This window comes from Cellulomonas sp. ATA003 (genome assembly GCF_031582905.1).
Classification (GTDB): Bacteria; Actinomycetota; Actinomycetes; order Actinomycetales; family Cellulomonadaceae; genus Pengzhenrongella.
The window spans coordinates 1,511,532-1,533,370 of the sequence record NZ_CP133990.1 but is presented as its reverse complement, the minus strand read 5'-3'; the positions used below and the strand labels follow the sequence as shown (position 1 = coordinate 1,533,370).

The 21,839-nt window shown below is 70.9% G+C and carries 18 protein-coding genes, 1 pseudogene and 1 riboswitch; of the genes and pseudogenes, 13 read left to right on the top strand and 6 right to left on the bottom strand.

All coding sequences use genetic code 11. The features are described 5' to 3' along the window. Positions 1-187: riboswitch (cyclic di-AMP (ydaO/yuaA leader) on the bottom strand. A 245-nt stretch (positions 188-432) separates the two neighbouring features. Beyond that, entirely contained in the window at positions 433-630 is a 198-nt protein-coding gene (locus REH70_RS07520; RefSeq protein ID WP_396134694.1) for a hypothetical protein, read from the top strand. Beyond that, positions 627-863 carry a hypothetical protein gene (locus REH70_RS07515; RefSeq protein WP_310753505.1) on the top strand — a complete coding sequence of 79 codons (237 nt, stop codon included), beginning with the start codon at positions 627-629 and terminating at the stop codon, positions 861-863. Before REH70_RS07520 ends, REH70_RS07515 begins: the two co-directional genes overlap by 4 nt. Here REH70_RS07515 and REH70_RS07510 read toward each other — a convergent pair. Both REH70_RS07510 and REH70_RS07505 read right to left on the bottom strand, forming a co-directional pair. Further along, a complete protein-coding gene (locus REH70_RS07510; protein ID WP_310753503.1) occupies positions 860-1,915 on the bottom strand; it encodes a HAMP domain-containing sensor histidine kinase in 1,056 nt (351 codons plus the stop codon). The genes REH70_RS07515 and REH70_RS07510 overlap by 4 nt on opposite strands. 68 nt (positions 1,916-1,983) lie before the next feature. Next, complete coding sequence (locus tag REH70_RS07505) at positions 1,984-2,703, bottom strand: response regulator transcription factor (protein WP_310754186.1); 720 nt, start codon at positions 2,701-2,703, stop codon at positions 1,984-1,986. Between the two features lie 205 nt (positions 2,704-2,908). Here REH70_RS07505 and ccsB point away from each other — a divergent pair, with 205 nt between their 5' ends. The 7 genes from ccsB (at position 2,909) to REH70_RS07470 (ending at position 10,515) form a co-directional block, all read left to right on the top strand. Beyond that, entirely contained in the window at positions 2,909-3,886 is a 978-nt protein-coding gene (gene ccsB / locus REH70_RS07500; RefSeq protein WP_310753501.1) for a c-type cytochrome biogenesis protein CcsB, read from the top strand. Between the two features lie 759 nt (positions 3,887-4,645). Then, a complete protein-coding gene (locus tag REH70_RS07495; protein ID WP_310753499.1) occupies positions 4,646-5,599 on the top strand; it encodes a M23 family metallopeptidase in 954 nt (317 codons plus the stop codon). A gap of 133 nt (positions 5,600-5,732) precedes the next feature. After that, positions 5,733-6,329, top strand: a complete 597-nt coding sequence (locus tag REH70_RS07490) for a TlpA disulfide reductase family protein (protein WP_310753497.1) — start codon at positions 5,733-5,735, stop codon at positions 6,327-6,329. Between the two features lie 77 nt (positions 6,330-6,406). Further along, complete coding sequence (locus REH70_RS07485) at positions 6,407-7,189, top strand: cytochrome c biogenesis CcdA family protein (RefSeq protein WP_396134737.1); 783 nt, start codon at positions 6,407-6,409, stop codon at positions 7,187-7,189. Continuing rightward, complete coding sequence (locus REH70_RS07480; protein WP_310753495.1) at positions 7,189-8,997, top strand: cytochrome c biogenesis protein ResB; 1,809 nt, start codon at positions 7,189-7,191, stop codon at positions 8,995-8,997. The genes REH70_RS07485 and REH70_RS07480 overlap by 1 nt, the downstream gene beginning before the upstream one ends. Positions 8,998-9,397: 400 nt before the next feature. Continuing rightward, complete coding sequence (locus REH70_RS07475; RefSeq protein WP_310753494.1) at positions 9,398-10,249, top strand: hypothetical protein; 852 nt, start codon at positions 9,398-9,400, stop codon at positions 10,247-10,249. Between the two features lie 23 nt (positions 10,250-10,272). Beyond that, positions 10,273-10,515 carry a hypothetical protein gene (locus REH70_RS07470; protein ID WP_310753492.1) on the top strand — a complete coding sequence of 81 codons (243 nt, stop codon included), beginning with the start codon at positions 10,273-10,275 and terminating at the stop codon, positions 10,513-10,515. Positions 10,516-10,663: 148 nt separating this feature from the next. Here the strand turns inward: REH70_RS07470 and REH70_RS07465 are convergent, their stop codons facing one another. Beyond that, positions 10,664-11,980 (bottom strand): ISL3 family transposase, encoded by a 1,317-nt coding sequence (locus tag REH70_RS07465; protein WP_310753491.1) that lies wholly within the window; start codon positions 11,978-11,980, stop codon positions 10,664-10,666. A 79-nt stretch (positions 11,981-12,059) separates the two neighbouring features. After that, positions 12,060-13,130: an IS110 family transposase gene (locus tag REH70_RS07460; protein ID WP_310747126.1), complete on the bottom strand. Its 1,071-nt coding sequence runs from the start codon at positions 13,128-13,130 to the stop codon at positions 12,060-12,062. 255 nt (positions 13,131-13,385) lie between these two features. Here REH70_RS07460 and REH70_RS07455 point away from each other — a divergent pair, with 255 nt between their 5' ends. Next, entirely contained in the window at positions 13,386-14,561 is a 1,176-nt protein-coding gene (locus REH70_RS07455) for a tyrosinase family protein (protein WP_310753490.1), read from the top strand. Beyond that, complete coding sequence (locus tag REH70_RS07450) at positions 14,477-16,414, top strand: vWA domain-containing protein (protein ID WP_310753489.1); 1,938 nt, start codon at positions 14,477-14,479, stop codon at positions 16,412-16,414. Before REH70_RS07455 ends, REH70_RS07450 begins: the two co-directional genes overlap by 85 nt. A 159-nt stretch (positions 16,415-16,573) precedes the next feature. Here the strand turns inward: REH70_RS07450 and REH70_RS07445 are convergent, their stop codons facing one another. Next, positions 16,574-17,902, bottom strand: coding sequence for an alpha/beta fold hydrolase (locus REH70_RS07445; RefSeq protein WP_310753487.1), 1,329 nt, complete (start codon positions 17,900-17,902; stop codon positions 16,574-16,576). Positions 17,903-18,872: 970 nt separating this feature from the next. Continuing rightward, a complete protein-coding gene (locus tag REH70_RS07440) occupies positions 18,873-19,427 on the bottom strand; it encodes a DoxX family protein (RefSeq protein WP_310753486.1) in 555 nt (184 codons plus the stop codon). 1,111 nt (positions 19,428-20,538) lie between these two features. Here REH70_RS07440 and REH70_RS07430 point away from each other — a divergent pair. Together REH70_RS07430 and REH70_RS07425 are read left to right on the top strand one after the other, a co-directional pair. After that, positions 20,539-20,819: pseudogene (locus REH70_RS07430) on the top strand (dsRBD fold-containing protein). Between the two features lie 211 nt (positions 20,820-21,030). After that, positions 21,031-21,528 carry a hypothetical protein gene (locus REH70_RS07425; protein WP_310754504.1) on the top strand — a complete coding sequence of 166 codons (498 nt, stop codon included), beginning with the start codon at positions 21,031-21,033 and terminating at the stop codon, positions 21,526-21,528. Positions 21,529-21,839: the final 311 nt, after the last annotated feature.

The following is a 21,839-nucleotide window of genomic DNA, read 5'->3' as shown; positions in this document are numbered from 1 at the left end:
CGAACCTCTCCGGTCGCCTACGAGGTGAGCTGTCGGGTTCGGACGGAGAGCTGTGCCCGGCCGGTCACGTACGACCGGCTTCACCCCAAGGGCACCGTGACCGGTGCCCGGAAGACCTGGGTCCCCCGCTCCTGCCATGAAGCATCGATGTGCCCTCGGTGGTGGCAGGACTCGGCGGTCCACCTCGGGTCGCCCGGTTCATCCGGGCGGGTCGATGAAACCACGTCTCCCGGCGATTGTCACGGAGGGGTAACGGCGTCGGCGGCGTGTCGCGGCCTGGCCGTCGCCTTCACCGACTCTTGATGGTGCACCTGGTGCGTTCTCAACCTGACCGCGCGAGCGTGGACGGCAGACGGCACGAGGTGCGCCGTTCGCCCGGGGAAGGGAAGCGCGATGGGCCTGTGGTGCACGCAGATGGGTCCCGCTGGCTGGGTGGTGATGCTGGCCTTCTGGATCGGCCTCATCGCTCTGGTGCTCTGGGGGCTGAACCGGCTCTTCCCCGACCGGGCAGATCCGGGTCGAGTGCTTGACGCACGGCTCGCCGCCGGGCAGATCGACCTCGAGACCTATCGCTTGTTGCGAAGCGAGCTGTCCGACCCAGATGCCGTCACCATGAAGGGAACGCCATGAAGAACCACCTCAAGCACATGCTCATCGGGGGCGCCGTCCTGCTTGTCGGACTGCTGGTCGCGGGAGTACCGCTCGCGGATGCGCTGCTGTGGGCTGCACTGCTGGCATGCCCGCTGATGATGGCCGGCATGATGTTCATGATGGGACGCGGGCACGGCAACGCTGAGTCAGGGCACGACCACCGCCCCGCATCGAACGTGCGGCAGGAACCTCCCATGCACGACCGGATCTAGCCAGATCCGCCGGCGGCGGGCAGGAACACCCGGAACGTGGTGCCCTGCCCGCTGCCCGCACTGTGAACGCTGACCGAACCGCCGTGCGCCTCGACCAAGGCCTTGGTGATCGCCAGCCCGATGCCCGAACCACCGTGCACGCGATCACGCGCGGTGTCGGCGCGGTAGAACCGTTCGAAGACATGAGGCAGGTGATCCGCGGATATGCCCTCACCGCTGTCCTCGACGCTGAGAACGACCCCGGCCTGGTGCGCACCGGCGCGGATGCGCACGACCCCGTCCTGCGGGGTATGACGCAACGCGTTGTCAAGCAGGTTGCCCAGGACCTGCGCCATCCGATCGGGGTCCACCGCCACCGACGGCAGCCGCGCTGCTACCTGCTCCTCGAGCCGGACACCCTTGGCGATGTAAGCCTCCCGCGCGGAATCCGAAGCGACGACGACCAACTCTCCCGGGTCCATCCGCCGCGGTCGAAGCTCGAGCTCCGAGCTCTCCGCCTGCGTCACGGCCGCCAGATCCTGCGCGAGGCGGGCTAGCCGTGACGTCTGACCGCGAAGCACCGCCATCGTCTCCGGGCTCAGCGTGAGCACGCCATCCTCGATCCCCTCCACGTACGCGCTGAGCGTCGCCACTGGTGTGCGCAGCTCGTGGGCGACGTCGGCCATGAGCCTCCGGCGCAGGCCGTCACTGGCCTCCAGGCGCCCGGCCATCTGGTTGAACGCCGCCGCCAGTTCGTCGAACTCCGATCCCATACCATCTGCAGGCACGCGGGAGTCCAGGCGCCCGCCCGCCACGTCGGCCGCCGCCGCCGCGAGTGTGCCGAGCGAGCGCCCGATGCGCCGTGTCAGGAAGATGCTCACCGCCAGCGAGGCCAGCAGGGCCGCACCGAGCGCCACGGCCAGGGAGAACACGCTGGCCGACCGGAACGCCTCCTCGGCATGCACCACGGAGCCGACCCCGTCCGGTGACCCGGCCTGCGCCATGTGCGCGTGAAAGACGCTCGGGCCTACTGCCCCGGCCACCAGCCACGCGGTCACGCCGCCGGTGACCACCACGAGCGTCAGCGCGGCAAGGAGACGACCCGCGAGGCTGGAAACCGCTCGGCGTCGGCGCCCACGACTCACGTGACCTGCCCCATGCGGTACCCGACACCTCGGACCGTGCGGACGAAGCGCTGCGCCTCCGCGGTGTCGCCCAGCTTCTGGCGCACGTGGAGGATGTGGACGTCCACCAGGTGCTCGTCACCCACCCAGTTGTCACCCCAGACCTTCTCGATCAGCGCCCGCCTGCTGAACACGGCGTTCGGCCGGCCGGCCAGCGCCGCCAGGACGTCGAACTCGGTGCGAGTCAACGGGACCAGCTCCCCGTCCAGGTGAACCTCCCGCCCGACCGTGTCGATCCGCAACGGGCCGAACACGAGCGGCGCGACGCCGTGCCCGTCTTCGGAGTCCTTGCGGCGCGGGCGCCGGAGCATCACCCGAACCCGAGCCATGAGCTCGCGGGGGCTGAACGGCTTGGTCATGTAGTCATCGGCGCCCACAGACAACCCGATCAGCGTGTCCACCTCGTCTGCGCGGGCTGTCAGCATCACCACGTAGCAGTCGGAGAACGTGCGAATCTGCCGGCAGACCTCGACACCGTCGAGTGCGGGCAGCCCCAGGTCCAGGATGACGACGTCAGGGTCCACAGCGCGGGCGGTCCGAACGCCTTCCTCCCCGTCGAAGGCGAGGTGGACCTCGAACCCGTCACGCTCGAGGTAGGTGCCGACCAGGGTTGCCAGAGCCCGTTCGTCGTCCACGACCAGTGCGCGGGGCGCCGAGGGGATGGAAGCTGCAGTCACCACGCCATTGTGCCGGTCCGCACCGACCACCGGACCGCGTCCCGGCGTCGGCCCCAGCCAGGTTGCCGTGGAGATGAGGCGTGGAGAGACCGGGACCGCTCCGTAGGTACCTTTATCCCAGAGCCCACGACCCACAGCGTCATGGCGACGGACCTCTGCGGGGAGTCGTGGCGATCACCTCAGCGCGACCATTGGAGGCAGCACCATGACCCCAGTAGACCTGGGTGACATCAGCACGGGGCTTGTCTGGGGCGCGGTGACCGTCTACACGGTCGCACTGGTCGCCTACACGGCGGACCTTGCGCGCCTGTCCGAGCGAACGGCCACCATGCGAGCTGAAGAGCTCGCGCTCGCCGCAGGTCTACGCGCGGGACACCCCACCGCCGTGCCGACACCCGACGTACCGGCCCCCGCGGACCGTCGCCGGTCCAAGGCCCGGGGCATCGCCCGGACGACGACGGTCCTCGGGCTTGCCCTGCACATCGCCGCCGTGATCCTCCGCGCAGTAGCGGCCGGCCGAGTGCCGTGGGCGAACATGTACGAGTACTCCCTGGTCGGCACCATGGTCGCCGTCGTCGTCCTGGTCTACCTCCTGCGCCGTCGCGACCTGCCATTCCTCGGGCTGCTTGTCACCGGGCTGACGGTTCTCGCCCTCGCACTCGCGCTGCTCGTCTTCTACGTCCAGGCCGACGGCGTCCAGCCGGCCCTCCAGAGCTACTGGCTCGTCATCCACGTCGGCGTCGCGATCACCGCGACCGGCGTGTTCACGGTCGCGTTCGCCGCCAGCGTGCTGCAGCTGCTGCGCGACTCGCGCGAGAACGGCTCGGCGTCGCTGGCTCGCCGCGGGTGGCGCTGGCTCGAGGCCGCGCCCCGAGCGGCCGAGCTCGAGGCCCTGTCCTTCCGGCTCAACGCGGTCGGGTTCGTGCTATGGACGTTCACGCTCATCGCGGGTGCGATCTGGGCCGAGCACGCCTGGGGTCGGTACTGGGGCTGGGACCCCAAGGAGGTGTGGACGTTCGTGGTGTGGGTGGTCTATGCCGCCTACCTACACGCCCGCACCACACGCGGCTGGGCTGGACGACGTGCCGCATGGTTCGTCCTCGTCGGCTACGGGTGTGTCCTGGCCAACTTCGGCATCGTGAACCTGTTCTTCAGCGGCAAGCATTCCTACTCCGGCCTGTGATTCAGCCTGCGACAGCACCCTGCAAGCAAGAAGGCCACGGACCGCGAACACCGCGGGTAGCGCTCGGCATCAGAGCCCGACGAGCTCGGCGATCGGCGACATCACACGAAGCTAAGGCCGCCCTGGCGCAGGACACGGCACTTTAGCGCGGTTTGCGGCATTCGTCCCGAGCATCTTGGCGAACGCAGGTTGAAACATCACCGCTAGAGGCGTGTCGGACTCTCCACAGGGACACGCGCGGCTCTAGCGTCTCCGTGGCGCACATCCCCTTTCCCCGCCGTTACGGAACTGGACCTGTGAAATTGCTCCACCGCCCCGTGGAACACCGGTCAGCCCCTGGCCGTCGAGCGCTCCCTTGCGGCACGGTCGCCGAAGTGTGTGGTCGCTGTGCGCCGGAGCGCTTGTCGCGGTGCTGGTGGGGCTGGTCGGAGTGGTCGCACCGGCCGCGGGTGACGGCTACGACGATCAGCGTCGCGACGCCGAGCGCCGGGCCGCCGAGCAGGAGCGGCGCGCCGCCGAGCTCGAGGAGTCGGTTGAAGACCTGAGTGCTGAGCTCGCCGCCGCCGTTCTCGCGCTGCAGGAGACGCAGTCACGCTTGCCGGCCGCGCAGGGGAGCTGGCGGCGGCTCAGGAGACGCTCGAGCGATCCCAGCGCGAGGCGGCCCTCATCGCCGCGCGGCTGGAGGACGCGCAGACTCAGGAAGAGGGCATCACCGCGACCATCGCCACCGACGAGGCGCGCGGCGAGGACCTGCGCACCGTGATCGGCCAGGTGGCCCGGCAAGCGTACAAGGGCCAGTCAGCCGCCACAGGTCTGAGCATGGTCATGGACGCCGGCAGCGCGGAGGACTTCGTCGATCAGTACGGCATGGTGTCGACCGCGCTGCGGACCCAGACCCGCGCGTTGGCCGAGCTGGAGCAGCTCGATGCAGCCAACCGGAACAGCCGCGCCCGGCTGACCGCGGTGAAGGACAAGGTCGCGGCCCTCAAGGTTGAAGCCGATGATAAGGTTGCCGAAGCCGACGCCGCACAGGCTGAGGCGGAGGCCCGGCAGGCGGAGATCGAACGGCTGATCGCCGAGCAGTCCGCACGGCAGCAGGTCATCACGGGCATGAAGGCGCAGGCGGAGGCCGAACAGGCGCAGGTCGACGCCAACCGCAACGCGATCGCCGCTGAGCTCGCCGGCATCATCGCCGCCGAGCGTGCCGCCGCCGAGGCGGCACGTGCGGCTGCCGCCGCGGCAGCAGCCGCAGCCGGCCAGAAGCCACCCCCACCGGTCCAACCGCCGTCGGGCAAGGTCTCAGGGGCGCTGTTCGGCAACCCGACAGCGACCAACCCCATGTACGTGACGTCCGAGTACGGGATGCGCCTGCACCCGATCCTCGGCTACACGCGCCTGCACGCCGGGATCGACCTGCGCGCGTACTGCGGAACACCGCTGTACGCGCCACGCGACGGGACGGTGCGGTGGGCGGAATGGCGAAACGGCTTCGGTAACCAGGTCATGATCGACTACGGCTCCGTGAACGGGAACTCGCTCATGTCTAGCTCGAACCACCTGACCAGCGCCGTGGTGCGAAACGGTCAGGCGGTCTCCCGCGGCCAGCTGATCGGATACGCCGGAAACACGGGGCTCTCGGGCGCCTGCCACCTGCACTTCGAGGTCTACGTGAACGGGAACACGGTGAACCCGCGCCCGCTGCTAGGGCTCTGAACCCCGAACTGGTCAAAGGACGCAGACCGCCTCGACACGGCCTCATGCCGAATTGGGGAACGCGTCGCGGTTTGAGACACTGACCGGGTGCACGTGAGAAGGAACGAACCACCCGAGTCCGCGGTGCTAGCGCGTGGGCGATCCCTGGCGATGGCGGTCGCCGTCGCCACACTGCTCGCAGCCTGCGCCAGCCCGAGCGACGGCCCGGGCGACAGCCCCCGACGTCATCGGCCAGGGCTACCAGTCCGGCGACGGCAGCACCCGCACCTGGCCGGTCGCTGACCGGGGACAGCCGGTCACGCTGTCCGGGACCGACTTCGCCGGCGGGGCCGTGGACATCGAGGAGTGGCGCGGCGACGTCGTCGTGCTCAACACCTGGTACGCCGCCTGCCCGCCGTGCCGCGCCGAGGCCCCCGACCTCGTCGACCTCGCGAACGACTACGCCGACGACGGCGTGCACCTCCTGGGCATCAACGGCACCGACGACGCCGGCGCCGCCCAGGCGTACGAGCGCACGTTCTCCGTGCCGTACCCCTCGATCGCGGACACCGACGGCAGCGCCATCGCCGACCTGCAGGGAGCCGTCCCGGTCCAGGCGGTGCCGACAACGATCGTGCTCGACCGCGAGGGTCGGGTGGCGGCGCGGATCCTGGGGCTCGCCGAGGGGTCGACCCTGCGCGCGCTCGTCGACGACGCGCTCGCGGAGCCCGGCACCGGGGCGGCCGCGTGACGGCCGCCGGCGGACTGGGGGCCAGCGTCTGGAGCGACCTGGGCTCCACCTTTGCCACGACGGCGTTCTCCGGGTCCCTGCTCCTCGCCGTGCCCGTGGCGCTCATCGCGGGCCTGGTGTCGTTCGCCTCGCCGTGCGTGCTGCCACTGGTGCCCGGCTACCTCGGCTACCTCGGCGGCATGACCGGAACCGGAGCTCCCGACGAGGGCGCGCCGGGAACGCGCCAACTGTCAGCAGCTGAGGACCGGTCGGCTCTCGGTGGCCGGCGCCGATCGGGGGCCGGCCGCGGACGGCTGCTGCTGGGTGTGGCCTTGTTCGTCTCCGGCTTCGCCGTGGTCTTCGTCGCGCTGGGGACGCTGGCAGGCACCCTCGGCGCCGAACTCATGCGCTGGCAGGAGCCCATCACCCGGGTTCTCGGCGTGGTCGTCATCGCGATGGGTCTCTCCTTCCTGGGCTTGATCCCCGCCCTGCAGCGCGAACGGCGCCTGCAGGTGCGGGCCCGAGCGGGCCTGTGGGGCGCGCCGATGCTCGGGTTCACCTTCGGACTCGGCTGGGCCCCGTGCATCGGCCCCACGCTGGCGGCGGTCATCGCGCTGTCACTCGACGGAGGGTCGGCCGGCCGGGGTGCCGCGCTGTCCAGCGCGTACGCGCTGGGACTGGGTGTGCCGTTCCTGCTCATCGCGCTCGGGCTCGGACGCAGCACGGCCGCACTCGGGTTCCTACGCCGGCACCGGCTGGTGATCATGCGGAGCGGCGGCGGGCTCCTGGTCCTCGTCGGCCTCGCGCTCGTCACCGGCCTGTGGGGCACCTGGACGCAGTCGCTCCAGGGCCTGATCGCCGGCTTCCAGCCGGTGGTGTGATGAGCGGCTACCGCCCCGAGGGCATCGACGACACGTTCAGCGCACCCGATCGTGGCGAAGCCGCCAAGCGCGGCACCGGGACGGCGACCGACGCGCGCATCGGCTCGGCGCCGGGTGCGCGGGGAGCGGCCGGCGGGACGCCCGGCTCCGGCTCCGGTGACGGTCCGGTGCTGCCGCAGCTCGGCGTCGTCGGTTGGCTGCGCTGGACCTGGCGGCAGATCACCAGCATGCGCGTCGCGCTGTTGCTGCTCATGCTGCTCGCGGTCGCTGCCGTGCCGGGGTCGGTGCTCCCGCAGCGCCCGCAGGACCCGGCCGGCGTCGCGCAGTACCTCAAGGACAACGCCGGCACGGGCGAGTGGCTCGACCGCCTGGGTGCCTTCGACGTCTACGCCTCGGTCTGGTTCTCGGCGATCTACCTGCTGCTGTTCACCTCGCTGATCGGGTGCATCCTGCCGCGCACCCGAGCGCACCTGGCCGCGATGCGTGCCCGCCCGCCGCGTACTCCGCGGCGGTTCGCCCGGTTCCCCGCCCAGGGCTCGCTCACGACGAGCGTGGACCCGCAGGCGGTCGTGCACGCGGCGGCGGGAGCCTTGCGCGGGCCGCACCGGTGGCTGCCGCGCTTCAGGGTCGACGTGCGCCAGGAAGTGCCGGCCGGTGACAGGCGACCGGCGACGTGGGTGCTGTCCGCCGAGCGCGGCTACCTGCGTGAGACGGGGAACCTCGTGTTCCACCTGTCCCTCGTGGGGCTGCTCGTCGCCATGGGGGCCGGGCAGTTCCTGCACTACCGCGGACAGGCGATCGTGCTCGAAGGGCAAGGCTTCGCCAACGCGGAGGTCGGCTACGACACCTTTGAGAGCGGCGCCGGTTTCGACCCCGAGAGCCTCGTCCCCTTCGCCCTCACCCTTGACAAGTTCACCGCGCGCTTCGACCCCGAGACGCTCCTGTCGCGCTACTTCCGCGCCGACGTCACCGTCCGCGAGCCCGACGGGACCACCCGCACCGAATCCATCCAGGTCAACCACCCCCTGACCGCGGGCGGCGCCAAGATCTATCTCATGGGCAACGGCTACGCGCCCGAGGTCACGATCCGCGACTCAGCCGGCGAACTTGCCTTCGCCGGCCCGGTGCCCTTCCTGCCCGAGGACACGGTCTACACCTCCCGCGGCGTCATCAAGGTGCCGGACGTCTCGACCGGCGAGCAGATTGGGCTCGTCGGCTTCCTGCTCCCGTCCGCGGTCGAGTCCGGACCGGGGCTGTGGCGGTCCGTCAACCCCCAGCCCAACGATCCGCTCCTCGTGCTGTCCGTGTGGACGGGTGACCTGGGCCTCGACGAGGGCGTGCCGCAGAACGTCTACCAGCTCGACGAGAGCCGCATGACCCAGGTCGTCGACGACACAGGGGCGCCCGTCACGCTCTATGTCCGACCCGGTGAAACCGTCGACCTGCCGAATGAGCTGGGCACCATCTCGATCGACGGCATGACACGGTTCGTCGCCCTCGACCTACGGCACGACCCCACGCTGGTCTTCGTCCTGGTGTTCGCCCTCACCGCCCTCGCGGGCCTCGCGACCTCGCTGTTCACGCCGCGCCGGCGCGTCTGGGTGCGAGCGTCACCAGCCCCGGACCGGCCCGGCCACACCACCGTGGAGGTCGCGGCACTGGCGCGCGGCGACGATCTGGGCCTCCAGGGAGAGCTCGACCGGTTGCTGTCGGCGCTCAGCGACACGGGCAACGCGCCTCAAGCAGCGGAGGAACCTGCGCCCGCTGAGGAGGACGTCCCGCGAGGCGCGCCCGTCGCCGAGCACTGACCCCGCCGAGCCGCGACCCCCGATGGGCTTGAGGTCCATTGGGTGCAGGCCCGAGGCTGCTCCGACGCGGTCCTGCCGCTAGTGACAGGCCCGGGGAGCGGATCGCGCGGCTTCACCGAACGATGACCCGCCCCACGGCTGTTATACATCTGCCACCGCCATCCTCGCGTACGGGGAGGTCACCATGGACATGCAGCTCCTGACGCGAGTTCTGGCCCAGCGTGCCGAGCTGACGCGACACGACCACTGGACCCGTGCCCACCTGGTCACTCAGCAAGCAGCCGCGCTCGAGCAGCTACGGCGCTTCGCCTCCGCACGGTCGCCCTTCTATCGGCGAGAGCACGCTGCCCTCCGTGCGGCGCCGTTGTCTGAGCTGCCGGCGGTAACCAAAGAGCAGCTCATGTCGCACTTCGACACCGTCCTGACCACCCGAAGCCTGAGCCTGGCGGACCTCGAGCGTCACCTGCGGCACCTCACCGACACCGACGGTGACCCAGGGCAACCGTTCCGAGAACGCTGGTGGGCGGCCGCCACCGCCGGCACCACGGGACGTCGAGGCGTGTTCGCCTGGAACCGCTCCGAGTGGGCCACCGTGCTCGCGTCCTACTCGCGGGCCCTCGTCTGGGCCGGTGTACACGCCGGCCCTCGGCACCATGTGCGCACCGCAGTCGTCAGCTCCACAGTCCCGACCCACCAGAGCGCTGTCGTGGGCGCCTCGATCACCTCGCGCATGATCCCCACCCTGCGGCTCGACGCCCGAGGCGACCTCACCGAAACGATCGCGTCGCTCAACACCTTCCGCCCCGACGTACTCGTCGGGTACGCGTCAATACTCCGACCACTGGCCACCGCCCAGCAAGAAGGGCGTCTGAGGATCGCACCGCGTGCCGTCATGTCCGCATCCGAGATCCTCACCGACCGCGCCGCACACGAGATGGCCCACGCGTGGCGAACCCGTCCCTTCGACGTATACGCAGCCACTGAAACCGCAGGCATAGCGTCCACCTGCAGCTTTGGCACCCGGCACCTGTACGACGACCTGGTCATCGTGGAACCGGTCGACCACGCCGGTGACCCGGTTCCGGCCGGCAGCCCCGGAGCCAGGGTCCTGGTGACAGTTCTCTTCTCCAGGACCCTCCCGCTCATCCGCTACGAGCTGTCCGACCGCGTCACCCTGAGCACCTCCCCTGCCCCTGCGGTCGTCCATTCGGCGTCCTGGAACGAGTCGAAGGCCGTGAGGAGGACGTCCTGACACTCCCGGGCTCCCACGGGCCCGTGACCGTTCATCCCAACGTCTTCAGCGCGGCCCTCGACGACGCCGACGTCGTGCAGTGGCAGATCATCCAAGAGGCCGACGGGGTGCGCGTCCTCCTCATCACACGAGGCGGCGACTCCCCCATGGCACGCGTGCAGCAACGGCTCGGCCACGCGCTGGACGAAGCAGGTGCCTACCTACCTCCACTCCGCATGGAACGTGTGGACCGAATCCCGCGAACACCGCTCGGCAAGACCCCCTGATTCGCAAGCTGGTCACCTGACAAGCCGCTGAGGCTGACCAGGCGACCGGTCGGGCTCCCTCCTGCGGTCCCCCATGCGGGCAGCCTGGCCCACGTCAACGCGACTCGACCTCTACGCTCCACGCCCCCGGTTAACCGGCTCTTCGGATTTAGGCGTGGTGGGGCCTTCGTCGGCGGGTGCCGGATGCTGCGAGGAGGATGCGTAGGCGGTAGTGACTGAAGGTGCGGAAGCCGTGTGCCAGGCGGCGGGTCTTCTCGATGAGGAGGTTGATCGCTTCAGTGCCGCCGTTGCTGACTCCGTCGGTGTCGAAGTACGCCAGCACCTGCGCCCGCCACGCCCTCAGGGTCCGTCCTAGGCGGGCGACCTCAGGGATCGGGCAGGTGTGGAAAGTGTCGATCACCCGCTCGGCGCGCCGGCGCCCGACCGCCGCGGTGGGTGCGTGGTACGCGGCGCGCAGCTGCTGGTAGCAGCCCCACGCAACGGTGACCGCCCAGTCCGGGTCGCCCGCCTCGAGGCCGGCGTCCAAGCGCGCGGCCTGCCGAGGGGTGAGGTGCTCGATGCCGTGGCGCAGCAGCCCGCGGATCCGGTAGAGCGGGTCGTCCTTGTGGCCGCGGTGGCCGAGGGTGGCTTGCTGGGTGCGGCGGCGGACCTCGTCGACGACCTGGGTGCCGAGCTTGACCACGTGGAAGGCGTCCAGGACCGCGACCGCGTCGGGCAACTCGTCGCGGATCGCGTTGGCGTACCCGCGGAACGGGTCCAGCGCGGCGTGCTCGACCGTCGCGGTGAACCCGTCTGGTGCCGCCTTCAGCCAGGTCGCGTACGCCGTTCCTGAACGGCCCGGGACCACGTCGAGCAACCGGGCGTGGACGTGTCCGTGCTGGTCACGGGTGAGGTCGACCATCGCGGTGACCGCTCGGGCGGCGCCGTGGTGGGACGGCTTCCAGATGTGCTCGTCGACCCCAAGGGTCACCACACCGGCCAGCCGGCTCGGGTCGGCTACCCGGCGGGCGGCCTCGGCTTCGATCGCGTCCCAGCAGGTGTGCCAGTCCACTCCCAGGTGCCGGGCGAGGGCGGACACGGTGGTGTCGTCGTGGGTCAGGGCGTCGGTAGCCCAGGTGATCGCCCGGGTCGTGAGCTTGGCCCGCGGCGCGATCAGGTCGTGGCGTTCGGAGAAGGTCCTCACCGGGCAGCCGTCGTCCGGGCACCGCCAGATCCGCTTGCGCCACACCAGCAGCACCGAGGTCGCGAAGACCGGTGCGTCATGGACGCGATGGAGCCGCCGGCCGTGGGCGACCGCGACGACCCCGCAGGAGGGGCACCCGGTCAGGGTCTGGTCGGACTCGACGGTCACCACGACACGGCCGTCGTCGTGGTCGACCTCGAGCACGTGCAGCCCGGGAACGTTGAACAGGGCGTCGGCACGGGCACACCACAGTGCACTCGGTCCGGATCTACAGTCGGACACGTCGGGGTCTTCCGGTGGAACGGCTTGCTTGGATGCTCCTATGACGCGTCAAGGGCGTCGGAGCACCCGATCTGCGACCTCAGAGCGGCCGTGAGCGTTCTCTTTCCGGCGTCGCCGCCCGCAGGTGGTGGTAGATCTCGCGGGCCACGGCCCGCTTGAGGCACCGGATGATGTCTTTCTTCCCCAAGCCTTGCTGGGTTCGCCGCTGGACGTATTCTTGGGTTTTCTCGTCGCGATACATTCGGACCAGGACGATCGTGTGCAGCGCTCTGTTGGCTTGGCGGTCCCCGCCGCGGCTGAGCCTGTGCCGGTCGGTGCGGCCGGAGGACGCCGGGATCGGCGCGACGCCGGTCAACCGCGCGAACGCCGCTTCAGAGCGCACTCGCTCGGGGTTGTCGCCAGCGGTGATGAGCAGCTGCGCGACGGTGTCAACGCCGACCCCGGGTCGCTCGAGCAGGGCCGGAGCGGCCCGCGCGGTCAGCCGGGTCAGGTGCCCGTCGAGCACCTCGATCTCCTCGTTGAGCTCCTGACAGCGACGAGCCAGGCCCCTGATTGCGATCTTCACCGCGACCGCCGGGTCGCTGGCATCGGCCGCCGGCCGCAGCCGTGCCACGGTCTTGATCAGTGCCTTGGTACCCAGGCCACGCAGTTGCTCGCGCAGTTCCACCGGTCCGGTGGTGAGCATGCCGCGGATCTGGTTGATGGCCTGCGTGCGTGCCTTCACGGCGGAGCGGCGCGCGACATGCAGACACCGGATCGACTCCACCAGCCCGTCCTTGCCCTTGGGCACCGCGGTGGCGCGTCCAGCCGCGACCGCTCGGGCGGCGGAGTACGCGTCCAAGGCGTCGGTCTTGCCGTGCAGTCGGCGACTCTTGCGGTCCGGACGATCGACCTCGACGACGCTCATCCCGGCGTCGCGAAGACGACGCGTCAGCGCGGCCCCGTAGGACGACGTTCCCTCGACACCGACGGCGACGACGTCGCCGAACTGAGCACACCAGCGGACCATCTGCTCATACCCGGCCGTCGTCGTGGGGAACGTGCGGTCGGCCAGGCTGCGCCCGAGCGGATCGACGACGGCAAGGTGGTGGATGTCGGCGTGCGTGTCCACCCCGACGTACACGCTGGCGCTCTGAACCACTTCGGTCACGCTGCACTCCCGTTCTTCGACACATCGATGACAAGCAACAGCCACCGAGATCGGGAGCGGACAGGACAGTGAAGAGGCGAAAGACAAGCTCCTATAAGGTCACGCTCTCGGTCCGGTGGCGCGCCACCAGCGGGGTCGACATATCCAAGCCCAGGCAGTCCCCGTCCAACGAGGGCGCCAGTCGCTAACCCGAGTCAGACCCCGCCGGGAGCGCTGGGTCCATACTCACTGTCGCTTCTCACGGAGCCTCACGCGGTGGCCCCTCAACGTCCGGGACCGACACGGTCACCGACGCCAGGAGCCCGAACTACACCACTCCAGGGGACTCACCCGCACCGTGAGCTGGTCAACCGGTACGAGGCGCTCCTGCGGCAGTCGAATCCTGACGTAGCGGCGCACTACTGGGACTGGACCGAGGACCCGCGACAGGCGTCGGACGGTCGGGGCGGCACGGTGAACATCCTCACCTCCGCGCTGCTGGGCACGGCCTCCGGCCTGGTCGACGGTCCGTGGGCGGCGCTGCACAACGGCGGAGTGCTGGCGGGCAGCCGGGACCAGACCAGCGACCCGTCGGACCCGCCGCAGGACATCACGCGGGCGCTCGGGGCAGGCGCGCCAGGCATCGCGTCGGACGCCTCGATCTTGACCAGCTCGGACGGTTTCCCGCAGGCGCAGCAGTGGCAGCAGTTCCGGCAGGCGCTCGAGAGCTGGCACGGTTCCGCCCACGGCTACTTCGGGCCCGGTAGCACGATTCGCGACGCGCACAGCGCCTTCGAAGACCCGTTCGTCTTCTTGCTGCACAGCAACGTCGACCGGCTCTTCGCCATGTGGCAGACCCAACCGGGACAGGATTGGCGCCTGGACCCCGGTCAGGTCTACGGCGATCAGTCGAACACGACCGGCCCCGAGAGCATTCTCGCGACCCTCCAGCCGTGGGACGGCACCGTCGAGTTCGGCGCTCCCATCGAGCCGTGGGTCGGCACGTCGCCGCTCATCGAGCACAAGAACTGTCGGCACCCGTCGGTCGTGCGACCACCGTGCTACGACACGCTGCCGCTGACGGTGGAGCAGGTGGCGCCGCTGCCCGGCGACCCGATCTCGTTCCTCGACGTCGTGGAGAACCTCCCGACCGCACGCGCCATTCGACTGCGGGTTCGCGGATGCCACGAGGTGACCGCGACCGCGTCCGTCACCGCACCCTTCACCGTCCTCTCGACGTCGGTGACCTCACCGCACCCCGACGGCTTCGCCCAGCGCGACCTCCTGGTGTGGGTCCTGCTCTCCCCGGCGCTGCCGGGACCTCCGCGAACGGGACGCTCACTGTCACGGTCAACGAGACCGGGGACGTGTTCACGGTGCCGATCGCCGCGACGGTCGTGCCCAACCCCACCGTCGGAACCTCCCTGGTCCTCGACACGTCCGGTTCGATGAGCGCCCCGTCCGGTGTTCCGGGCAAGGACCGGATGGCCGTGCTCCTCAGCTCCGCCCCACTCTTCGTCCACCTACTCGACACCACCGATGGTGTGGGCGTCGTCCGTTTCGACACTGACGCCGCGCCCGTCACCCCGGTCGTGGACGCCGGCCCGATGATCGGGGGGCTCGGGCGCGGCGCCGCGCTCGGAGCGATCTCCGGAACCGTAACCAACCCGCTCGGCCTGACCGCCATCGGCGACGGACTCGAGGCCGCCGCCGCCCAGCTCACCCCGACGACTGGTCTGTACGAAGGCACCGCGACGATCGTCTTCACCGACGGGCACGAGACCGCCGACAAGACCATCGCGGCCGCATCCTCGTCCGTCGGTTCGCGCGTCTTCGCCATCGGGCTCGGCACGCCGGACCAGCTGAACCCGGGTGCCCTGTCCGACATCGCCAATGGCACCGGGGGGTACCTGCTCCTGACCGGGAACCCCGGCGTGGACGACCAGCTCCTCCTGCAGAAGTACTTCGCCCAGGTGCTGGCCGGCGCGACCAACGCAGCGATCGTCGTCGACCCGGACGGCTTCGTTCCCGTCGGCGGCAAGGCGGTCGTGCCGTTCGACCTGACCGCGGCGGACATCCGCGCCGACGTCCTGGTGCTCAGCGACGCCGTCGGCGCCCTGCGAGTCGAGCTCATCGGCCCCGACGGCACGTCCATCACCCCCGGGGCAGGGGCGGAGGAGGTCGTCCATGACAGCTACCGCGTCCTGCGGGTGGTCCCTTCTGCCGCTCTGCCACCGGGCGTGGGCGCGGGACGCTGGCACGCGGTGCTCACCGTCGACGACGGCGGGGTCGAGAAGTGGCTCGCCAACCTGCGCGAACGGCTCGCCGGGATCGCTGACAACCGTGGAGGTCAGCTGTTCGAACGAGCCGTGAGCGCACTCAAGACCCACGGCGTGCCCTTCACGCTCAGCGTCCAAGCACGGAGCGCCCTGCACATGAGCGTCGCGATCACACAAACGAGCCGCCTGCCGGGCACGACCGCTCAGATCCGCGCCGTCCTCACAGACAGCGGCGTGCCGCTGTCCGGTTCCGCTCGCCTCGAGGCGCAGGTGACAGACCCGACGGGGGTCGTCACCATCGTGCCTCTGGCGCCCGCGTCGGCCGGCGCGGCGTACACCGTCTCGGTGGTGACCTCGGTGGCCGGCGTCTACCGCGTGCTCATCCGCGCGGTCGGCGGGGATCTTCGCGGTACACCATTCACACGCGAGGAGCTGCGCACCATCACGGTATGGGCGCGTGGAGACGACGCCCCGCCCCTGGTCATCGACCCCGTACACCCCGGCACGACCGGCGTCGACACCTGCTCGCTGCTGCTGTGCCTCCTGCGGGATCAGGGCGTACGCGAGTTCCTGGAGAGGAACAAAGTCGATGTCGACGTCGTCGCCGCCTGCATCAAGAGGTCCTGTCGGTACGACATTCACGCAAGAGACAGTCGGGTGTCGATGGTCCGTACTCCAGCGAGAGGTAGGGCTTCTCGAGCCTGTGCACGTCCGGGGTCGCCGTCCCGTCGGGCAACCACCCGGTCGGCACCGGCGGAGCGGACGACGATTCGTCGTGCGGTGCGGGGGTTGGTGGCTGCGGTCCGTGTTTCGTTCAGGAGTGCGCGCGCCGAGCGGCATCGCGGGCTGACAGGATCGTTCTATGGAGCCGCAGTGACTTCCTGGACCGTTCTATGGAGCTGCAGTGACTTCCTGGACCGCGTGCGCCGCGGAGAGCTCACCGGCCCGACCAACCGCCGTAGCGTATTGACCGGGCACAGCCGCCGGAAGCCGGGCAGGCCGGCCGCGAGGACCAGTCGCGAGTAACGACTGTCCCCCGCGGGGACACCGGAACCCCACACGAACCGAGTGGTCCCGGGCGGACGCGATGAATTCGCAGGTCACAGCCCCGAACAGCCGCCCGTCCACGCCGGAAATGTCCGTTCAGGCGGGTTCGAATCCCACTCGGGGCACCTCTCCTCGCACCTATCGACCGATGACCAGCGGAATGACCTCCTCGGTCAGGAGGCGGTCGACCGCGTCCGCCTGCTCGAAGGCCACGGCGTGGGCCGCGCCGTCGAACGTGATGAGTCGCTTGCTCGGTGCCTGCAGGCCTGCGTACCACTCCAACGCCAGCTCCCGACGGCCGTCGAGCTCGGCGGCGCCGTCGAGCACGAACACGGGGACGTCGAGGCGGCTCGCGTCGCGGCGCAGGTCAATGCCCTGGATCTGCGGGTACATCACCGTGAAGGTGTCCAGCACGCCGCGCAGCACGGCGAGCTTCTCCATGAGGGTGTACTCGACCCCCAGCACACCCCACGGTCCGACCCGGGCGGCGGTCCCGCGATCGAGGTAGCCGTCGGACGGCCGGTACGGGTCGTACAGGTGGTCGTAAGCGGCCAGGACCCGGGCGTTCGCCCACGGGAGGTCGGCGTACGGTGGCTCCCCGATCTCGCGCGTCAGCTGTGCGACAGCCGCGTCGCCGGTCCGCTCTGCGTACGCCTGCAGGTCTCGGTAGATCCGGCGGTCGGTCTCGAGGACGTCGACCATCTGGCCGCTGCCGATCCAGGCGTGGAACAGATCCGGGCGCTGCTGGACTGCCAGCACACCGAGCAACGTCCCCCAGGACTCCCCCATGAGGATGACCTTCTGCTCGTCGAATCGGGTCCTGAGGTACTCGGTCAGCTCGGCCACGTCCGCCACGGCCCGCGCGAGTGTCGCCTCGTCCGTCGGCAGGAGCGCTTCGTAGGACTTGCCGTTGCCGCGTTGGTCCAGGGTCGCGAAGACGACGTCGTCGATCCACGGCTCGGACAGCACCCGGGCGAACGCGAGGTCGGACTGCCCGGGGCCGCCGGACAGGTACAGCAGGACGGGGTTGGCGGGATCGGCCGCCCGGATCATCACCGCGTGGTCGTCACCGCCGAGCTGGACGCTGTCGAGCGTCGCGATGCTGCCCGGGACGACGTCGCCGTCGGCACCGAGGACGGGCGGCGTGGAGGCGGGCAGGACGAGAACGACGGTGAGCGCCGCGGTCAGCACACCGACGCCGACCGTGGTCAGCTGAGCGGTGCGGGAGCGCCGCGACCTCAGGCCTCCACTTCGCATGGACGCGGTCGCGGTGCGCGCAGCGAGCACCATGGGCAGCAGGAGCAGCAGGGCAGGCACGCCTCGGCCGAGCACCAGCGCGAGCACTCCGTAGGTCGAGTCGAGTCGAACGTCGTGGACGGACGGCAAGACGCTCGGAGTCCGTGCGATCTCGACCGCGCCGAGGTAGACGACGGCGACCGGGACGACCACCCATGCCGAACGGACCACGCGCCCGGCAAGGACACCGAGCAGCCCTCCCGCGGCCATGGTTGCGAGCGCTGACGGGGTCGTCACCGGGCCTGACGGCCACGCCAGGCCTGCCACCACGCCGGCCGCTGCCGCGATCAGTCCGACACCGGTCAGCCGCAGCACGCGCCGCCGTGGACGTCGCTCCAGGCGACCCGCGCCGCCGGGGGATCGACGAGGGCGCCCCGGCGGGCTGGGCCGACGTGCTCCAGTGGACGGTGCTGCTGTTCATGACCACTCCTGGGTCGAAGCCGGCGACGACGACAGCGGCACCCGACGTCGGCACCGGTGCCCGATCCGTTTCAGCCTGCCCTGCCTCGAGCGCGAAGAGCAGGTCCCTTGGTCCCGCGTCGATGCGCAGAGTCCGTCCCGACGGCGCTGCCGCCGAGGTTGCGCCCGGTGCTCCCGGACACGACTCCCACAGCGAGAGGTTGGGTCGCCAGCCGAAGGGCCCGCGCCCGGAGCGACGCTGCTCACCGACGTCCGGTCGCTTGTGATCTTCGTCACCGACGGGCGCGCACCGCAAGCCCCTCGCGTTCTGCCGCCGGGGCGAGCGCACCGAGCTGGGACCAGGCGCTACGGGAAGACCCGGCAGACGTCGGCGCACACCTGGCCGAAGGGCAGAGGAGAAGATCGGCGGACGCGACGCAGCGGTGCACCGGAGGTCGTCACCGGGCCAGGTCGCGCCGGCGGAATGCGAGCAGACCGGAGTCCCGGCTGTTCCCTGGACCCGACACACGCATCCAGAAGGCCGACGAGCTCGCCACCGCCAGGAGAGCCACGTCGAGCGGCTGACCGCACCCGCGCCCGCCGGTGCCGCGGCGGGCGGCCGGCGCGGCGGCGCGCGAGGGACCGACCGGCGCACGTACCCGACCGCGGCCATGGAGGAGGGGCAGTCCCCGTGCGGGTCCTGCCCCTCCTCCGCAGCCGCCGCGCGAGCGACGGCCGACCGTCAGCGGAGCCAGCTGTTGCCGACGATGCGAGCCCAGATCTTGCCGACCCCCCAGGTGTCACCGGAGAGCGTGACGGCGGCGATGATGAGCAGCAGCGCCTCGTGCCAGTGCGAGTCGACGACCGGGTTGTTGCCGCCGAGGATCCAGGGGATCTCCGCCAGGTACATGAACGCCAGGAGCAGCGTGCCGGTGACCGCGGCGATCTTCAGGCCCGCGCCGGCGATCAGCGCGACCCCGATGCCGAGCAGGCCGACCATGAACAGGACGTCCCCGAACGGGTTGGCGAACATCTGGAAGAACCCGGCGAACGGGCCCTCGATCCCGCCGATGAAGCCCTGCGCGGGTGTGCCGCCGTTGACCCAGGCCCGCTCGGCCGGGGTGGCGAACCCGAGCCCGAACGTCTTGTCGACGAAAGCCCACAAGAACGTGAAGCCGATCGTGATGCGAGCGACCGCGAGCACCCTGCGTGCTCCGCCGCTGGTGACGACCTGCTCCTGGTGACGAACGGCGCCCGAACCCCTGGTCGGGGCGACGGACTTCGTGGTGCTGGACATGACGCGTACCTCCCAGGGTGCACCGGGACGTGTGGCGTGATCGTCCCGCCGAACCCGACCTCCGGGCTCTGACACCAGGGTCCATCCGTGCGGTGCCGCCTCACAGGGGCCCAAGGTCCCCAACTCACGGCCGGCCGACGCTCCCCGTTCCGGGGCGCCAGCGCCTGCGCCGTGGACCAAGGGCCCATGCACGCGCCCTTCGGTGGCGGGGAGGATGGTGATGCGGCCGCGCTCCTCGGCGGTGACCTCGTCGGCGGCGAGGGCGCCGGACCGCACCGAGGCACGCAGGGATGCGTGCGGGCGCCCACCGGGGACCGGGTGCGATCCCAGGCGGAGCCGGACCGAACGGTTCGGGCGCTCCGGCGTGCGCTCGCCCGGTCGCGCGGGCGGGCGCACGCCCACCCCGACGCGTGACCGCGCTCGAGCGAGGACCGCTGGTCCGGGCGCCGGGAACCGCCGAACTGCGGACCGGGAATCCGCGGGGACCGAGGACTCACGCGCGGCGGCGAGGCGGCACCAGACGACGCAGCACGACCGGCGAGAGCGCCATGCTCGCCGGCACGAGTGACCACACCCGACCGGCGCGAAGGTCGTAGTCGGTGAGGACCTCGGAGAGGGAAGCCCCGCGCGAGCCCCAGGGCCGTCTCGAACGCCAGCGTGGCGCCGACCCAGGCCAGTCCCACGCGCCGCGCCCTCACCCGGTCCGCCAGCGGCCGCACGCGGCTCAGGGCGGCGGCGCCGCCCCAGATGCTCGTCACGAGCACGGCCGTGGCCACCTGGTGCGCACGCTGCTCACCGAGCCGCGGGGCCACGACCCGGTCGCGGAGGCCGCCGTTGAGGATGGCCACCCCCGCGATGGGGAACCATGCGCGGAGCCACGCACCGGTGGCTCGTTGCCCGTCAGGTGCGCCCATGGTGCGCTCTCCTCCCGGCCGGCACGTCGTGACAGGCAGCAGAGGATCACCCGGCCGTCGTCCCCACCAGGGACCAAGGGCCGCGGGACGTTGTGCCCTCCTGCGCGACCGCACCTGCGGCGCACCATGGTCCTGCCCGCCGCCGTGCGCACGCCGCGCGTACGGACGCTCCGACCGCACATCGAGGGAGCAGTGCCATGAGCCACACCTGGCACGTCGCCGTCCATCTCTTCGACGCCGACGACATCGACCCGCACGGCAGCGTGACATCGGCCCATGCTCGGCTGACCACGTCGAGCGGGACGACCCTGGACGGCTACGGCCGTGCGCGACGCAACCCCGAGACCCGGACATCAGGGAGATCGGTGAGGAGCTGGCCGCCGCGCGGGCCCTGCGCGACCTGGCGGACCGGCTGCTGCGTGCGACGTCGGACGACATCACTGACATCGAGCACCGCGAGGTCCGCCTGCGTGCCTGATCGCTGGTGGGCAGCGTCGTCGCGGCGCGCCCCGTGGCCAGACCGCTGCGGCCGGGTGCCTGACGACGCCCCCGCCCCGGGTGACGCCCGTCAGCACGACCACCCCGGTCACCAGGCGGGCCCACCGGGACGCACACCGGTCGGGACCTTTGCTCCTCCCTGCCGCCCCGGGTACGTGTTCGGATGGACACGTGTCGTGAGGAGGGCAGCCATGCCAGTCATGCACGGCGACCGGTGGGTGCTCCAGCAACCGGGCGCGCAGATCCAGCTTCGTGACCCCGGCTCCGACCGGGTGTTGATGAGCGTGCGGACGGCAACCTGGGAGGGCGCCGCCCGGGTGGGTGCCCGTCTCGCCCGCGACGCGGTCGTGGCTGCCGCCACCTGGGGCGCCCGTGAGGTCGACACCGTCCTGGACGGGACGTCGCCGACGTGCGGCATCGTGCTGGAATCGTTGCGGGACCTGATCGGTGGCGAGGTGGATGCGGTGATCATGCGCCGTGCCGGGTCCAGCGTCTTCGTGACGCTGCGGCTGACCCGTCGTCCGCGCCCTCCGGCCGCTCCGGTGACGCGCCCTCGCTCCCGGGCGAGTCTCGCTCACGTCGAAGGCCTCCGCCGCACGGGTGTCGAGCCGGGTGCCGGCCGACCCTCGTGCCCGGCGCCCGTCGACGCCTCGCAACGGACCGCAGCACGCCTGGACCTTGGGCTCTGACCGGTCCCGCGCGGCCTCCCCTGGCGTGGGCCTCCCTGGCGTGCGCAGCCCCAGTCCGCACACCCGGTGAGGAGCTCGCGACGACCGAGCGCCTGGCGGCGCCGGGCGCCGAGCCGGCAGGGACCATGGTGGTGAGCCGCATGCGACTCCGCCTGGACCCACTCACGTGGTCCAGCACCACCATTGCGCGGCTCCATCGGGAGGACCGACGGCGCACGCTGACCGCGGTCGGGCGGGGGCAGTGCGTCGCACGACGACGACGCCCGCCCTCGACGGGGCCAACCCTCGACAGTGCAGGGCCGGCCCCGGGA

Excerpts from the sequence above, each read along its gene's own strand:
- REH70_RS07425 (WP_310754504.1), top strand. The coding sequence starts at position 21,031 with ATGCCAGTCATGCACGGCGACCGGTGGGTGCTCCAGCAACCGGGCGCG.
- REH70_RS07515 (WP_310753505.1), top strand. The coding sequence starts at position 627 with ATGAAGAACCACCTCAAGCACATGCTCATCGGGGGCGCCGTCCTGCTT.
- REH70_RS07475 (WP_310753494.1), top strand. The coding sequence starts at position 9,398 with ATGTCGCACTTCGACACCGTCCTGACCACCCGAAGCCTGAGCCTGGCG.
- ccsB (WP_310753501.1), top strand. The coding sequence starts at position 2,909 with ATGACCCCAGTAGACCTGGGTGACATCAGCACGGGGCTTGTCTGGGGC.
- REH70_RS07480 (WP_310753495.1), top strand. The coding sequence starts at position 7,189 with ATGAGCGGCTACCGCCCCGAGGGCATCGACGACACGTTCAGCGCACCC.
- REH70_RS07440 (WP_310753486.1), bottom strand. The coding sequence starts at position 19,427 with ATGTCCAGCACCACGAAGTCCGTCGCCCCGACCAGGGGTTCGGGCGCC.